Consider the following 16,504-nt stretch of genomic DNA (forward strand, 5'->3'; position numbering starts at 1 on the left):
AGGACATGCCTAAATTTTTTATTGAACACCCGATCTTTGCCTGGGTGGTGGCGATCCTGATCTCGCTTGCGGGCGTGATCTCGATCCTGAATCTGGGTATCGAGTCGTACCCCACGATCGCCCCGCCGCAGGTCACCGTCACCGCCAACTTCCCCGGCGCCAGCGCCGATACCGCCGAAAAAGCGGTGACCCAGGTCATTGAGCAGCAGCTCACCGGTATCGACCACCTGCTCTACTTCAACTCGTCCTCGGCCGCCAACGGCCGCGTGACCATCACCTTGACCTTCGAAACCGGCACCGACGCGGATATCGCGCAGGTGCAGGTGCAGAACAAGGTGTCGCTGGCCACGCCGCGGCTGCCGTCGGAAGTCACCCAACAGGGCGTGGTGGTGGCCAAGGCCAACGCCGGCTTCCTGATGGTGGCCGCGCTGCGCTCGGACAACCCGTCGATCGACCGCGATGCGCTCAACGACATCGTCGGTTCGCGCGTGCTCGAACAGATCTCGCGCGTGCCCGGCGTGGGTAGCACCAACCAGTTCGGCGCCGAGTACGCGATGAACATCTGGTTGAACCCGGAGAAACTGCAGGGCTACAACCTGTCGGCCACCCAGGTGATGACCGCAGTGGGTAACCAGAACGTGCAGTTCGCTGCCGGTTCGGTGGGCACCGACCCCACGCCGGAAGGCATCAGCTTCACCGCCACCGTGTCGGCAGAAGGGCGCTTCAGCTCGCCGGACCAGTTCGAGAACATCATCCTGCGCACCGACAGCAACGGTGCCACGGTGCGCTTGAAGGACGTTGCACGTGTCAGCGTCGGGCCGAGCAATTACGGCTTCGACACCCAGTACAACGGCAAGCCCAGCGGTGCGTTCGGTATCCAGCTGTTGCCGGGCGCCAATGCATTGAACGTGTCCGAAGCGGTCGGTGCCAAGCTCGACGAACTGCAGCCGACCTTCCCGCAGGGCGTGACCTGGTTTGCACCGTACGAATCGACCACCTTCGTGCGCATTTCCATTGAGGAAGTGATCCACACGCTGGTGGAAGCCATCGTGCTGGTGTTCCTGGTGATGCTGCTGTTCCTGCAGAACTTCCGCGCCACCGTGATTCCCACGCTGGTGATTCCGGTCGCGCTGCTGGGCACGTTCTTCGGCATGTATGTCATCGGCTTCACCATCAACCAGCTGACGCTGTTTGCGATGGTGCTGGCGATCGGCATCGTGGTCGACGATGCGATCGTGGTGATCGAGAACGTCGAACGCATCATGAGCGAGGAGCATCTGGAGCCCAAGGCGGCCACCCAGAAGGCGATGACCCAGATCACCGGCGCGGTGGTGGCCATCACCGTGGTGCTGGCAGCGGTGTTCCTTCCCTCGGCGATGCAGCCGGGTGCTTCGGGCGCGATCTACAAGCAGTTCGCGCTGACCATCGCCATGTCGATGGGTTTCTCCGCGTTCCTGGCGTTGAGCTTCACCCCGGCGCTGTGCGGCGCGTTCCTCAAGTCGACCCATTCGACCAAGAAGAACTGGATCTACCGCACCTTCGACACGTACTACGACAAGCTGGCGCATCGCTATGTGGGCGTGGTCGGCAATACCCTCAAACACTCGCCACCGTGGATGATCGTGTTCGTGGTGCTGGTGGTGTTGTGCGGCTTGCTGTTTACGCGCATGCCGGGCAGCTTTCTGCCGGAAGAAGATCAGGGCTTTGCGTTGGCCATCGTGCAGCTGCCGCCGGGCGCCACCAAGATCCGTACCACCGAGACCTTTGCGCAGATGCGTGCGGTATTGGAGAAGCAGCCGGCCGTGGAAGGCATGCTGCAGATCGCCGGCTTCAGCTTTTTGGGTTCGGGCGAAAACGTGGGTATGGGCTTCATCCGGCTCAAGCCGTGGGAGGAGCGCGATGTGACCGCAGAGGAGCTGATCAAGCAGCTCAACGGCATGTTCTACGGCATCAAGGGCGCGCAGATCTTCGTGGTCAACCTGCCCACTGTGCAGGGCCTGGGCCAGTTCGGCGGCTTCGACATGTGGCTGCAGGACCGCTCCGGCGCAGGCCAGCAAGCCTTGACCCAGGCGCGCAATATCGTGCTGGGCAAGGCGGCGGAAAAGCAGGACACCATGACGGGCGTGCGCCCGAACGGCCTGGAAGATGCGCCGCAGCTGCAGCTGTCCGTGGACCGTGTGCAGGCGCAGTCGATGGGCCTGGAAGTCAGCGATATCTACAGCTCGATCCAGCTGATGCTGGCGCCGGTCTACATCAACGACTACTTCTCCGAAGGCCGCATCAAGCGCGTCAACATCCGTGCCGACGACCAGTTCCGCACCGGCCCCGAGTCGCTGCGCAGCTTCTTCAGCCCGAGTGCGACAGCAACCGGTACCGATGGGCAGCCGGGAATGATTCCGCTGAGCAATGTGGTCAAGGCCGAGTGGACCTACGCCTCGCCGGCACTGAACCGCTACAACGGCTATTCGGCGGTGAATATCGTCGGCAATCCGGCTCCGGGCGGCAGTTCCGGCCAGGCGATGACCGCGATGGAGGAGATCGTCAACAACGATCTGCCGCCGGGCTTCGGCTTCGACTGGAGCGGTATGTCGTACCAGGAAATCATTGCCGGTAACGCGGCCACGCTGTTGCTCGCGTTGTCGGTGGTGGTGGTGTTCCTCTGCCTTGCCGCCCTCTACGAGAGCTGGTCGATTCCGGTGGCGGTGCTAATGGTGGTGCCGATCGGCGTGCTGGGTGCGATCGTCTTCTCGATGCTGCGCGGCCTGCCCAACGATCTGTACTTCAAGATCGGCATGATCACGGTGATCGGTCTGGCGGCCAAGAACGCGATCTTGATCGTGGAGTTCGCGGTGGAGCAGCGGGCGGCGGGCAAGACCCTGCGCGAGGCGACCATGGAAGCGGCGCATCTGCGCTTCCGCCCGATTCTGATGACCTCGTTCGCCTTCATCCTGGGCGTGCTGCCGCTGGCCATCTCCAGCGGTGCCGGCGCCAACTCGCGTCACTCCATCGGTACCGGCGTGATCGGCGGCATGGTGTTTGCCACCGTGCTCGGCGTGATCTTCATCCCGCTGTTCTTCGTGGTGGTGCGCCGCATGCTGGGCGACAAGCTGGACGAGCAGTCCAAGGAATACGTCGCGGCACAGGGCGACGCTGGATCGCATCGTCCGGACCGCTGAGTCGAACGTTCGCTGTAAACCAAAAAGCCCCGGCACTGCCGGGGCTTTTTTTGTGTGCTGTCGCAACGAAACGCGATGCCCCGCAGGAGCGCCCCTGGGCGCGATGGAGCTTTATAGGCTCAGCGTGTCGAAGTGATTCGACACTGCGGATAGATCAGTTGCAGAGCTGCTGATCTGCGGCTTGGCTGCAGGGCCCTTGTCCGCCCACCGTCGTGGGACACGCTGCAAGTACGTCCATGTAAGCTCTTCTGCGGCATCCATGCCGCAGAAGGTCCCGCGACGGTGGGCGGACAAGGACCAGTCGAGATGGTCGGTGTGCATGGTGACAAGCAGGGCATGACGTGCTTCCAATTCGCCGGCGCTCCTACGAGGGCAGCTAAATGCGCGGCGTTCGTGCGCCGGTGGAGCCACGCACCACGCAGAGCCCGGTCATGACCAGGCGGCGAATCGGCAACTGCGGATTGCTCAAGCGTTCGAGCAACAACGACATCGCGGCGCGCCCCATGTCCTCGACCGGTTGCTCGACCACGGTGATGCCCGGCTCGACCAGGTCGGTCCAGCGTTCGTTGTCGAAGCCGGCCAGGGCCAGATCGTCGGGGATGCGCAGGCCGGCGGAGCGGGCGGCCTTGAGCGCACCCATCAACAACAGGCTGTTACTGGTGACGATGGCCTCGGGCCTGTCTGCACTTGCCAGCCATTGGCCGACTTCGGCAATCGCCGCTTCGGCGGTGGGCGCCACTTCGCGGTACGCAGGCGTCAGCCCTTGCGCGCCCATCGCGGCTAGATAGCCATTGCGGCGCTCGGCTGCAGTGGTACTGGTACCGAACAGCCCGCCGATGCGTCGATAGCCCTGCGCCTGCAAATGCGCGGCCAACTCGCCCATGGCGGCGGCGTTGTCCAGCACCACGCTGTCGTAGCGGCTGACGGTGCCGGCGCGGTCCACTAGCACGGTCGGGTAATCCAGTACCCGTTCGTGCATGCGCCCGACCGTGACCCGGGTCGGGGCGAAGATCAGCCCGGTAATGCGTTCTTCCTGCATCAGTTGCAGGTACAGCGCCTCGCGCTCGGGGTCTTCGTCGGTGTTGCACAGGGTCACGCGCATACCGGCGCGGTAGGCAACCTCCTCCACCGCACGGATCAGCGCGGTGAAGTACGGGTTGCGGATATCGGCGACGATCAGCCCCAGGATGCCGGACTGCTGGGATCGCAATCGCCGCGCCATCAAGTTGGGCCGGTAGCCAGTCTGGCGCACTGCCGCCTCAACCTTGGCACGCACCTGCTCACTGACAGGACCGGTGCCCAGCGCGCGCGAGACGGTGGATTTAGACACTCCGGCAACGCGGGCCACGTCATTGATGCTGATGCTCACTGGGACATACTCACTGGGACCGTTCCCGCTCCATTTTGCGCACCTTGACCCAGGCGCTGTGTCGGATTCGATGCTAACCCGAAAGCACTAACGCTTTTTTGTGCAGCGCACATTGACCCGAGTGTAGGAACGTTCCCACACTAATGCCTCATCCGTTCCTACTCCCGGAGTCCGTCTTGGCTTCTCCGTCGCCAGCCGCCCCCGTCACCCCCGAACTCGTGCGCCTGCGTGCGCATGCCCGCGACAAGGACGACGCCATCGCCCAGGCCGCCCAGTTGCTGGTCGCAGCCGGCTGTGTTGCGCCGGGCTACGACGCCAGCATGCGGCGCCGCGAAGGCCTGGCGAATACCTTCCTCGGCCACGGCCTGGCGATCCCGCACGGGGTTGGCGAAGACCGTCATCTGGTGCGCCGCGATGGCATCGCCGTACTGCAGCTGCCGGAAGGCGTGGAATGGAACCCGGGCCAGATCACCCGGCTGGTCGTCGGTATCGCCGCCCAGTCCGACACCCACATCACCTTGCTGCGCCGCCTGACCCGCTTGCTCCAGGACCCGGCCCAGCTGGAAGCGCTGTTCACCACCGACGACCCGGGCGTGATTGTGGCGGCCCTGACCGGCGACCGCACCCCCGACACCAACGCCGCACCGGCCACCGATCTGGCCGAACAATTCGAGTGGACCATCGCCTACCCCAGCGGCCTGCATGCGCGCCCGGCCACACGCTGGGCCGAGACCGCACGCGGCTTCTCGGCGCGCGCTCAGGTGCGTGCCGACGACCAGGCCGCCGATGCCAAAAGCCTGGTCGGACTGCTGCAGCTCGGCCTGCGTGCCGGCGACAGTATCACCGTCTCGGCCGAAGGCAACGATGCCGCCGCGCTGCTCAAGCGCCTGCGTGCGGTGATGGACAGCCTGACTGCGCAGGAAAAGTCCGATGCCGAACGCGCCGCGCAACGCCGCGCCGCCCCGGTGGTCGGCTGGACGCCCCCGCAGGCGCAGCCGGCCATCGTCGGCATCGGCGCCAGCCCGGGCGTGGCGATCGGCATCGTGCACCGCCTGCGCGCGGCGCAGACCGAGGTGGCCGATCAACAGGTGGGCCTGGGCGATGGCGGCGCATTGCTGCACGACGCGCTGACCCGCACCCGCCAGCAGCTGGCGGCGATCCAGGACGACACCCAGCGCCGTCTCGGCGCTTCGGACGCGGCCATCTTCAAGGCCCAGGCCGAGCTGCTCAACGACACCGACCTAATCACCCGCACCTGCCAGCTGATGGTCGAAGGCCATGGTGTGGCGTGGTCGTGGCATCAGGCGGTGGAGCAGATCGCCTCGGGTCTGGCGGCACTCGGCAACCCGGTGCTGGCCGGGCGCGCGGCCGATCTGCGCGACGTCGGCCGCCGCGTGCTGGTCCAGCTCGACCCGGCCGCCGCCGGCGCCGGCCTCACCGACTTGCCCGCCCAGCCGTGCATCCTGCTCGCCAGCGATCTGTCGCCGTCGGACACCGCCAATCTGGACACCGAGCGCGTGCTTGGTCTGGCCACCGCCCAAGGGGGGCCGACCTCGCATACCGCGATCCTGTCGCGCACGCTCGGCCTGCCGGCGCTGGTCGCGGCCGGTGGCCAGTTGCTGGATATCGAAGACGGCGTCACCGCCATCATCGACGGCAGCAGCGGCCGGCTGTACATCAATCCGTCCGAGTTGGATCTGGACGCCGCCCGCGCGCATATCGCCGAGCAGCAGGCGATCCGCGAGCGCGAGGCCGCCCAACGCGCGTTGCCGGCCGACACCACCGACGGCCACCACATCGACATCGACATCGGCGCCAACGTCAATCTGCCCGACCAGATCGCGATGGCGCTGGCCCAGGGCGCGGAAGGCGTGGGCCTGATGCGTACCGAGTTCCTGTTTCTGGAAAGCGGCAGAACGCCCAGCGAAGACGAGCAGTACGCAACCTATCTGGCGATGGCGCAGGCACTGGAAGGCCGCCCGCTGATCGTGCGTGCGCTGGACATCGGCGGCGATAAACACGTGGCCCATCTGGAACTGCCGCACGAAGAAAACCCGTTCCTGGGCGTGCGTGGCGCGCGCCTGCTGCTGCGTCGCCCCGACCTGCTTGAGCCACAACTGCGTGCGCTGTATCGCGCCGCCAAGGACGGTGCGCGGCTGTCGATCATGTTCCCGATGATCACCTCGGTGCCGGAGCTGATCACCCTGCGCGAGATCTGCGCACGCATCCGCGCCAAGCTGGACGCACCAGAAGTGCCAATCGGCATCATGATCGAAGTGCCCGCCGCCGCCGCGCAAGCCGATGTGCTGGCGCGGTATGCGGACTTCTTCTCGATCGGCACCAACGACCTGACCCAATACGTGCTGGCGATCGACCGCCAGAACCCGGAGCTGGCCGCCGAAGCCGACAGCCTGCACCCGGCGGTGCTGCGCATGATCCGCAGCACCATTGAAGGCGCGCGCAAACACGCGCGTTGGGTGGGTGTGTGCGGCGGTCTGGCCGGCGATCCGTTCGGCGCCAGCCTGCTGGTCGGCCTAGGCGTGCAGGAATTGTCGATGACGCCCAACGACATCCCCGCAGTCAAGGCACGCCTGCGCGGCACTGCATTGAGCCAGTTGCAGCAGCTGGCCGAGCAGGCGCTGGACTGCGAAACCGCAGAGCAAGTGCGCGCGCTTGAAGTAAAACGCGAGGACATGGCATGAGCCTGCAGGCCATCACGGTCACGCTGAACCCGGCGATCGACCAGACCATCCAGCTCGACCACTTGCAGCCCGGCACAGTGCATCGCGCCAGCAGCGTGCGCAGCGACGCCGGCGGCAAGGGCATCAATGTCGCCGCCTGCCTGGCCGATTGGGGCAGTCAGGTCGCCGCACTCGGCGTGCTCGGGGTCGGCAATGCCGGCGTGTTCGAAGCGCTGTTCCGCGAACGCGGTATTACCGATCACTGCCAGCGCGTGGCCGGCGAGACCCGCACCAATCTCAAGCTGGTCGACGCGCGCAGCAACGACACCACCGACATCAACCTGCCCGGTCTGCGTCTGGGTCAGCCGCATCTGCAAGGCGTGGCCGATCACCTCACCCCGCTGCTGCGCCCCGGCCTGCCGGTGGTGCTGTCCGGCAGCCTGCCGGCCGGTTTGCCGGACGACAGCTGGGCGCAGTTGCAGGCCCAGGCCAGCGCCGCCGGTGCGTGCGTGCTGCTGGACACCAGTGGCGCGCCGCTGGTGGCCGCACTCGGCGCCGCACGCGATGCGCTGCCCTATGCGATCAAGCCGAACCGGCACGAACTCGAAGCCTGGACCGGCCGGCCGCTGACCGATCGCGCCGCGCTCAGCGCCGCCGCGCATGAATTGATCGCGCGCGGCATCCAGCTCGTCGTCATTTCGATGGGCACCGAAGGCGCCTTGTTCGTGCAGCGCGACCAGCGCTTGATCGCGCGTCCGCCGCAGCTGGCGCAGGGCAGCAGCGTGGGCGCCGGGGACGCGATGGTGGCCGGTATTGCCGCCGCGCTGCTAGATGAGTCCGGCGACCTGGAAAGCTGCGCACGGCTGGCGACCGCGTTTTCGGTCAGCCGGCTGCAAAGCGGCGATGCGCGACGGCTGACGCCGCAACAGGTGCGCAAGCTCGCCAGCGAGACCGTCATCGACCACCTATCGTAGGAACTTCGCCAGCTCACATGGTTGATCGACAACCGCAGTGCGCGGAAAGAATTCCCGCAGCCACGCAGGTATGCCGCCGGCTCGATCCGGCAACCGAACAACGCAGGAGATTCGCATGTCCTCTTCCATCGTGGTCATCGCCGCTGGCGACCGCAGCACCGAAGCCGTCCTGGCGGCCGAAGCGCTGCGCCGCGCCGCCACCGCCGCCGGGCGCAGCGTGACGATCGAAATCCGCAGCGACCAGGGCGTGCTCGGCGCATTGCCGGGTGAACTCGCCAGCGGCGCCAGCCAAGTGCTGGTGATCGGCGACGCCGATGCCGACAGCGCCCGCTTCGGCGACGCACAGCTCGTGCGCCTGAGCCTGGGTGCAGTGCTGGACGACCCGGCCGCCGCACTGAGCCAGCTCGCGGTGCGTGCCGCTGCGAGCGCATCCGGTACGTCGGGCTCGGGCAGCAAGCGCATCGTTGCGATCACCTCCTGCCCCACCGGCATCGCGCACACCTTCATGGCCGCCGAAGGTCTGCAGCAGGCAGCCAAGAAACTCGGCTACCAGATGCGGGTGGAAACCCAGGGCTCGGTCGGTGCGCAGGAGGCACTCACCGACGAGGAAATCCGCGACGCCGACGTGGTGCTGATCGCGGCCGATCGCGAAGTCGATCTAGCCCGTTTCGGCGGCAAGCGCCTGTTCAAGAGCGGTACCAAGCCGGCCATCAACGATGGCCCCGCGCTGATCCAAAAAGCCTTGGCAGAAGCCGGCGTGCACGGCGGCGCAGCTCCGGTTGCGGGCGCCGCAAAATCCGAAAACACAGGCTACGGCCGCACCGGCGCCTACAAGCACCTGATGACCGGCGTGTCGTTCATGCTGCCGTTCGTCACTGCCGGCGGCTTGTTGATCGCGCTGGCATTCGCACTCGGCGGCATCTACGCCGGCGACGACGCGCACCAGGGCACGCTGGCCTGGTCGCTGTTCCAGATCGGCGCCAAGGCCGGCTTCACCCTGATGGTGCCCGCCTTGGCCGGCTACATCGCCTACTCCATCGCCGACCGCCCCGGCATCGCGCCCGGCATGATCGGCGGCCTCGTCGCAGCCAACCTCAATGCCGGCTTCCTCGGCGGGATCATTGCGGGCTTCATCGCCGGCTACGGCGTGGGCGCGCTCAACCGCTACATCCGCCTGCCGCGCAACCTGGAAGGACTCAAGCCGGTGCTGATCCTGCCGGTGCTGGGCACGCTGCTGGTCGGGCTGGCGATGATGTACGTATTCGGCCAACCGGTGGCCGACCTGCTGGCCTGGCTCACCGCCTGGTTGCGTGGCATGCAGGGCAGCAGCGCGTTGCTGCTGGGCCTGTTGCTCGGCGGCATGATGGCCTTCGACATGGGCGGGCCGGTCAACAAGGCCGCGTATGCGTTTTCCACCGGCCTGATCGCCAGCCAGGTCTACACCCCGATGGCCGCGGCCATGGTGGCCGGCATGACGCCGCCGCTGGGCATCGCACTGGCCACCTGGGTGTTCCGCAACCGCTTCACCGTGGAAGAACGCGGCTCGGCCACTGCCGCCGGCGTGCTCGGGCTGGCCTTCGTCACCGAAGGCGCCATCCCGTATGCCGCACGCGACCCGCTGCGCACCATCCCGGCGCTGGTGATCGGCTCGGCCGTGGCCGGCGCCATCTCGATGACCGCCGGTGCCGAGTTGAAGGCCCCGCACGGCGGCATCTTCGTGCTGCTGATCCCCAACGCGGTCACCCACCTGCTCAATTACGTGTTGGCACTGGTGGTCGGCGTGATCGTCACTGCGGTGGCGCTGCGCCTGCTCAAGAAGCCGGTTGCCGACGTCGTCGCCTGACGCTCGGCTGCCCCTGCCCTGACCGATTCCAAACCGCGTACCCGGCTCATCTGATCGCTGATCCGCGTCACACCTGACTGGTTTCACCACTGCGCTGCGCACCTTCGTGCAAGGTCAGCGGCTTGCCCCCCTTAGCTGTCGCATTCGCCACCTCGGCCACACCCTCTTTGTTCGGAGTTCTGCCATGACCACCCTCTCGCCTCGCCGTGCCCGCCCCCGTCTGCTGTGCCTGTCGCTGACACTGGCACTGACCCCGCTCGCGCAGGCGCAGGACGCCGCCGACGCCTTCAAGCTCAAGCTCGGCTACACCGGCGAAGCGGCCTCGATCATCGATGGCGGCCGCAAGAACGGCGACGCCTACGCCGGCCAGTTGATGGTCGGCACCGACGTCGACATGGACCGCCTGTTCGGCTGGGGCGGCGCCACGGTCAAGCTGTACGTCTCCACCCGCCATGGCACCAACCTGTCCAACAGCAGCATCGGCAACAGCACCTCGGTGCAGGAAATCTACGGCGGCCAGGGCACGCGCCTGGCCAACTTCACCCTGCTGCAAAAGCTGTTCGACGACCGCCTGGAACTGGAAGCCGGCCGCAGCGTGGCCAACCTCCATTTCCTCGGCTCGGACCTGTGCCAGTACTTCCAGAGCAACTCGACCTGTGGCAACCCCACCTTCGTGTTCCGCACCAGCAACTTCACCTACTGGCCGGTCTCCAGCTGGGCCGCACACGCCACCGCCTGGGTCACGCCCAAGGTCTATGTGCACGTGGGTGCCTACGAGGTGAATCCGGTGCAGGCGCAGGACGGCCAGCACGGCCTGAAGTGGAGCACCGACGACACCACCGGCGTGGTGGTGCCGTACGCGGTCGGCTACAAGAACAAGGGCGGCGACGGCAGCATGGCCGCGATGTACGAACTCGGCGGGTGGCAGGACAACTCCGACTACACCGACCCGCTGCGCGATCGCAACGGCAACCCGGCCGTCCTCAGCGGCCTGGGTTATGAAAACAAGCAGGGCCGCTCGGGCCTGTTCGCCCGCTTCGAACAACAGGTCACCAACCCCGACCCGGCCGGCACACGCGGCCTGACCGTATTCGGCGCCATCCTCAAGAGCGCCGGTGGCCAGGCGATCGAAGACCATTTCATCCAGCTCGGCCTGGTGCAGAAAGGCACCTTCGCCAGCCGCCCGCAGGACAATATCGCCTTTGTGCTCACCCAACAGAAGTACAGCGACGAGGCGATCGAAAACCTGCGCCTGGCCCGCGCCTCGGCTGGCGGCACCGGCACCCCGCACGACAACCAGATCATGATGGAGCTCAGCTACGGCATCCAGGTCACCAAGCACCTGCGCATCGCGCCGAACCTGCATTACGTGATCAACCCGGACCAGTTCAACGAACCGACCCGCACCAACGATCTGAAGAACGCGCTGATTGCGGGCATGCGGGTCGATTGGAATCTGTGAGTTGGGCGGTGCTGGGTTTGTCCGCGTTGCGTGCCCGGCTGCGTAACCTGACAACAGGACGTCGGCGCGAGAAAACGTTATTCGGTATACGCGGCCGCGCGCAAGCGTACTCCTACGGACGATGCGGCTGCGCGGCTTGGCGCGCCAGCGGAAGGTGGCTATGCGCAGTAGGGCGGCATTGCAAGTTGCTCTGGCTTGCGCCAGTTGCCCCCGATTTTGCTCACCGGGATCCGACGCCGGTCAGCGGAAACAAAGCCACTGCAAAAGCGGAGCAAGCAGCGACCACGACGGCGCAGTGCCCTGATTACGAACGAATCCCGGCAAAAACGAACTTGATTGGCGCGCAACGCTGCGGCCCGAGCGAGACTGTCGCCTCGACATCGGCAACGACGTTCCAATCCGTGCATACGACTGATTCGCGAAGACCATTTCTCGTCATTTCTGAAAAAAACAGTCGCGCTTTCGCCATCTTCATCCATCCACCGCCAATCCAAAAAAACTCAGCACCGTTCGTCGCCACTTCAGTGGCATTCCAAGCCTGCCCCGTACTCAGTAGGAATTTGCATTCATGAAGGTTCGTGTTTCTCGCCACCATCCGATCCACCTGACGCTAATGGCCGTTATGGCGCTGCCTGGCCTGGCAACTGCTGCGTCTCAACGCGGCGAGCTGATCAGTAGCCTAGTACTGACGACCTTCAGCAGCGCCCAGATCGCCACACAACTGGGTGGACATAGCGATGCTCCAACGCCACGTTGCAACGTCAGTGTGGCCGAGATTGTCTATGCCACCGTCGGTGTCCATGACGAACCCACCACCGCATCGGCTGCAGTGCTGATCCCCTCCGGCACCACCTGTACTGCGTCGTACCCCTTGCTCGGCTGGGGACAGGGCGCGCAGTTGCAGAGGACCAGCTCGCAGGCAGAAGGGTTCCGGGCCTCACGCGGCAACCATGAGGTGATCAGCCAATTCGCGGCGCAAGGCTATGCGGTTGTGGCCACCGATTATCTGGGAATTGGCAAGTCGACCTATCCCTTCGCACCCCATCTTCAGGCCGCCCCTGAAGCCAGCGCCGTCGTCGACGCGCTGCGCGCCGCGCGTGTCATGCTTGCGAGGCAGCATGTCCCGCTCTCGGGCAAGCTCATGCTTTCCGGTTTTTCCAGTGGCGCTCACGCCGTGATGGCAGCCCAACGCGAGATCGAAGCACACTTTTCCAGGGAATTCGACCTCGTTGCAAGCGCCCCCATTTCCGGACCCTACTCCCTGTCCAAAACGGTCCTGAAAAACTGGGGCGGACCCAAGGCCGAAGGGCTCGACGCACTGACAATCGTACTCGACACCTTCACCTTGATCGGGATGCAGCACACCTACTCCAACCTCTACACAGCCCCGATCCAGGTGTTCCAGCAACCGTTGGCACAGAAGGTCGAGACGTTGTTCCCCGGAAAATTCGATGCGATCACGCTGGGAACCGAACAACTGCCTTCAGCCGAGGACATGTTTCAGCCTGAATTTTCGCGCGATTTGGTCAGCAATCCACAAAACGCATTCCGGAAAGATCTGTTGCGTAACGATCTGGTGGATTGGGCACCGCGCACGCCAACATTGTTGTGCGGGGTGCAGGACGACGATGTAGTGCCGTTCAGCATTGCACAAGAGACGCTTGCCGATTTCAAGCGTCATGGCAGCAACCAGGTGAAACTCATTGCTGTGGCATCCGGTGCCTTTTTTCCACATACAGGCAGCAAGGCGCCCTGCATGGCTGCCGTGCGTACTCAACTGTTGGACAAGCGACGTTGAAACATGGCACCGGCCCGCTATAGCCTGCTCGGCAAGATCGAGATCGAGATCGAGCGTGTTGTTGTTGGATTTACCCACGCTCGGTCAAGTATCCGTGGTTGGTCGCATTGAGTCGCAAGCAAATCTTGCGGCACGTGCACGTCGTCGGAGTGGGCAGGAGCGAGAAAGGAACATGTGAGCCTGCGGGGGAGCGGCATTGCGTAAGCATTGACCGTATGCACCGGAACCCCAGCCATCGCGCTGTTGACACGAAAAAACCGCGCAATGCGCGGTTTTTTCGTGTTTGAACAGTCCTCGACAGATCAAGGACGGCGCGCCAGCGCCTCCACATCCTTGGCCTTGGGCAGCAGATCCTGCTTGGTCACCGCGAACGGCCCGATGCTCAGCATCGGCACAGCCACGATAATCGAGGAGATCACCACGATCACCGCGCCGATCATGTGCGTGGCCGCCAGGCCTTCCATCGACTCGCCACCGTAGATGTACAGCGCCAGTGCCGACAGGAAGAACATCACTGCCGTAATCACCGTGCGCGAGAGCGTCTGATTGATCGAGCGGTTCAGCACTTCCAGTGGCTCCACGCGCAGCGCGCGGAAATTTTCGCGCACGCGGTCGAACACCACGATGATGTCGTTGATCGCAAAGCCCATTACCGACAACAGGCCGGCCAGCACGGTCAGATCGAACTCGCGTCCCGTGAGCGACACGTAGGCCACCGTGACCAGCAGGTCGAACAACGCGGTCAGGCTGGCGACCACGGCGAACTTCCACTCGAAGCGGAAGCCGATGTAGATCAGAAAGCCCACCAGCATGAAGACCGTGGCGTAGACACCGTTCAAGGCCAGGTCCTTGCCGACCTGCGGGCCGACGAATTCGCCCGGCTGCACGGTGGCGGGATTCTGCGCGGTGCTGACCGCCTTGCGCACTGCGTCGGCAACGCTGGTTGCGGCATCGTCGCGGTTGTTGTGCTGCTCGCGTGCCTGCAGGCGAATCATCATCTGGTTGCCGCCGCGCGCGTTCTGCACCTGGGCGTTGTCGAAGCCGGCCTTGGCCAGCTGCTCGCGCACCTGGTCCACGTCCACCGTCTTCTGGAACGTGGTCTGCACCAAGGTGCCGCCAGTGAATTCCAGCGCGTAGTTGAAGCCCTTGCCGACGATGATGCCGACCGAGGCGATCGCGAGCACCAGCATCAAGATCAGCACCGGCTTGCGCAGGCGCATGAAATCGATCTTGGTGTCGTTCGGGATCAGATGGAGCGGAAAAATTTTCATTCAAAGATTTTCCTGGAAAGTCCGCACATGGATGTGCGGGCTCTTGCGAGGGACTCGCATTAAATGGCGACGGACTTCAGCTTCTTGCGGCTGCCATAGATCAGTACCGCCAGCGCGCGCGAGACGGTGATCGCAGTGAACATCGAGGCGAAAATACCGATGATCATGGTCAGCGCGAAGCCCTTCAGCGGGCCGGTGCCGAACGCGTACAGCGCCACGCCGACGATCAACCCGGTCAGGTTGGCGTCGAGGATGGTGCCGCCGGCCTTCTCGTAACCGGCCACGATCGCCGATTTGGCCGGCACGCCCAGGCGCAGCTCCTCGCGGATACGCTCGTTGATCAGCACGTTGGCGTCCACCGACAGACCCACCGACAACGCCAGACCGGCGAAGCCCGGCAGCGTCATGGTGGCGCCGAACAGCGACATCACCGCGATCACGATCAGCAGGTTGAACAGCAGCGCCACTGAGGTGATCGCGCCGAACATGCGGTAGTAAATGGTGAAAAACACCAGGGTGAACAAGAAGGAGAACACCACCGCAGTCACGCCGCGCTCTACGTTCTCTGCACCCAGGCTCGGGCCGATCACGTATTCCTCGACAAAATCCATCGGCGCGGCCAGCGAGCCGGCACGCAGCAGCTTGGACAGGTTCTCGGCTTCGACCTTCTCCAGGCCGGTGGTCTGGAAGTTCTTGCCGAACACGCCTGCGATACGGGTCGGCGACAGCGCTTCCTCCTTGACCCGCACGGTGCGCACTTCCTTGCCGTCGACCATGGTCACGGTGGGGATGCGCTCGATATAGACCACCGACATCAGCTTGCCGACGTTGGCGCTGGTGTAGTCGAGCATGCGCTGACCGGCAACATTATTGAGCGTCACGGCCACCGCAGGCATGCCGTTCTGGTCGTTGCTGACGGTGGCGTTGACCATCTGATCGCCCGACACCAGTACGCGCTTGTTGAGCAGCACCGGGGCGCCGCTATCGCGCACGCGGTAGACCTTGGCTTCGGGGGGAATGCTGCCGCTGCGCACCGCGTCTTCGGCATTGCCTTCGACCACGCCGCGGAATTCCAGCGTGGCGGTGGCGCCGATCAGGCGCTTGGCCTCGGCGGTGTCCTGCAGGCCCGGCAGCTCGACCACAATGCGGTCTTCGCCCTGGCGCTGGATGATCGGCTCGGCCACACCCAGCTCGTTGACGCGGTTGCGCAGGGTGGTGAGGTTCTGCTCGATCGCACCGCTGGCGATCTGCTTGAGTTCGGCCTCGGGCACGTTGACGGTGATGCTCTGCCCACTGATGTTGTAGACCAGCGTCGGCTGCGATTTGGCCAGCGCGGTACGCGCGGCATCGGCGCTGGCGCCCTCGCTCAGGCTGACCTGGATGCTGTGGTCGCCGCGACGCTCGACCGAGCGATAGGCGATGCGGTTATCGCGCAAGGTGGTGCGGATGTCTTCGGCAAAGCCGTCCAGACGCTTTTCCAGCGCCGCCTTCTGATCCACCTGCATGGCAAAGTGCACGCCACCGACCAGGTCAAGGCCCAGCACCATCGGCCGCCCGCCAAGCTTGGCCAGCCAGTCCGGCACGGTCGAGGCCAGATTCAGCGCCACCGTGTAGTTCTCGCCAAGTTGCTGGCGTAGCACGTCGTTGGCGCGGGTCTGTGCCTGCAGGTTGGGCAGACGCACCATCAGGCTCTCGCCTTCCTTGGTGACGGCCTTGGGCGTGATGCCGGCGCTCTTGAGCTCGGCGTCGATGCGGCTACGCAATGCGTCGTTGAGTTGGCCACCGCGGCTGGCGGTGATCTGCACGGACGGGTCTTTCTGGTAGATGTTGGGCAGCGCATACAACGCGCTGACCGCCAGCACCAGCAGGATCAGGAAATACTTCCAGCGAGGAAATTCGAGCATTGCGACAGTCCCGCGCGACACCATCC

Annotated in this window: 9 protein-coding genes; 6 read left to right on the top strand and 3 right to left on the bottom strand. The window is 64.9% G+C overall.

The window, feature by feature from the left end:
* Positions 1 to 5 precede the first annotated feature (5 nt).
* The gene (locus tag XpopCFBP1817_RS02650; protein WP_128415870.1) at positions 6 to 3,176 is read left to right on the top strand and encodes a multidrug efflux RND transporter permease subunit; all 3,171 of its coding nucleotides are present in this window, start codon (positions 6 to 8) and stop codon (positions 3,174 to 3,176) included.
* Between the two features lie 376 nt (positions 3,177 to 3,552).
* Here the strand turns inward: XpopCFBP1817_RS02650 and XpopCFBP1817_RS02660 are convergent, their stop codons facing one another.
* Positions 3,553 to 4,545, bottom strand: coding sequence for a LacI family DNA-binding transcriptional regulator (locus XpopCFBP1817_RS02660; protein WP_128415871.1), 993 nt, complete (start codon positions 4,543 to 4,545; stop codon positions 3,553 to 3,555).
* Between the two features lie 176 nt (positions 4,546 to 4,721).
* Between XpopCFBP1817_RS02660 and ptsP the strand changes: the two genes are divergently transcribed.
* The 5 genes from ptsP to XpopCFBP1817_RS02685 all read left to right on the top strand — a co-directional run bounded on the left by ptsP (position 4,722) and on the right by XpopCFBP1817_RS02685 (position 13,303).
* Positions 4,722 to 7,247 (top strand): phosphoenolpyruvate--protein phosphotransferase, encoded by a 2,526-nt coding sequence (gene ptsP, locus XpopCFBP1817_RS02665; protein WP_128415872.1) that lies wholly within the window; start codon positions 4,722 to 4,724, stop codon positions 7,245 to 7,247.
* The gene (pfkB, locus tag XpopCFBP1817_RS02670; RefSeq protein WP_128415873.1) at positions 7,244 to 8,200 is read left to right on the top strand and encodes a 1-phosphofructokinase; all 957 of its coding nucleotides are present in this window, start codon (positions 7,244 to 7,246) and stop codon (positions 8,198 to 8,200) included. The genes ptsP and pfkB overlap by 4 nt, the downstream gene beginning before the upstream one ends.
* Before the next feature lie 115 nt (positions 8,201 to 8,315).
* On the top strand, positions 8,316 to 10,043 hold the full coding sequence (locus XpopCFBP1817_RS02675; protein WP_128415874.1) for a PTS fructose transporter subunit IIC: 1,728 nt from the start codon (positions 8,316 to 8,318) through the stop codon (positions 10,041 to 10,043).
* Positions 10,044 to 10,227: 184 nt separating this feature from the next.
* On the top strand, positions 10,228 to 11,505 hold the full coding sequence (locus XpopCFBP1817_RS02680) for a carbohydrate porin (protein WP_167393796.1): 1,278 nt from the start codon (positions 10,228 to 10,230) through the stop codon (positions 11,503 to 11,505).
* 637 nt (positions 11,506 to 12,142) lie between these two features.
* Positions 12,143 to 13,303, top strand: a complete 1,161-nt coding sequence (locus tag XpopCFBP1817_RS02685; protein WP_167393800.1) for an alpha/beta hydrolase family protein — start codon at positions 12,143 to 12,145, stop codon at positions 13,301 to 13,303.
* Between the two features lie 302 nt (positions 13,304 to 13,605).
* Here the strand turns inward: XpopCFBP1817_RS02685 and secF are convergent, their stop codons facing one another.
* Positions 13,606 to 14,574, bottom strand: a complete 969-nt coding sequence (gene secF, locus XpopCFBP1817_RS02690; RefSeq protein ID WP_128415875.1) for a protein translocase subunit SecF — start codon at positions 14,572 to 14,574, stop codon at positions 13,606 to 13,608.
* Between the two features lie 59 nt (positions 14,575 to 14,633).
* A complete protein-coding gene (secD, locus tag XpopCFBP1817_RS02695; RefSeq protein ID WP_167393797.1) occupies positions 14,634 to 16,478 on the bottom strand; it encodes a protein translocase subunit SecD in 1,845 nt (614 codons plus the stop codon).
* Between the last annotated feature and the right edge of the window lie 26 nt (positions 16,479 to 16,504).

It is taken from the genome of Xanthomonas populi (assembly GCF_002940065.1).
GTDB classification, from domain to species: domain Bacteria; phylum Pseudomonadota; class Gammaproteobacteria; order Xanthomonadales; family Xanthomonadaceae; genus Xanthomonas; species Xanthomonas populi.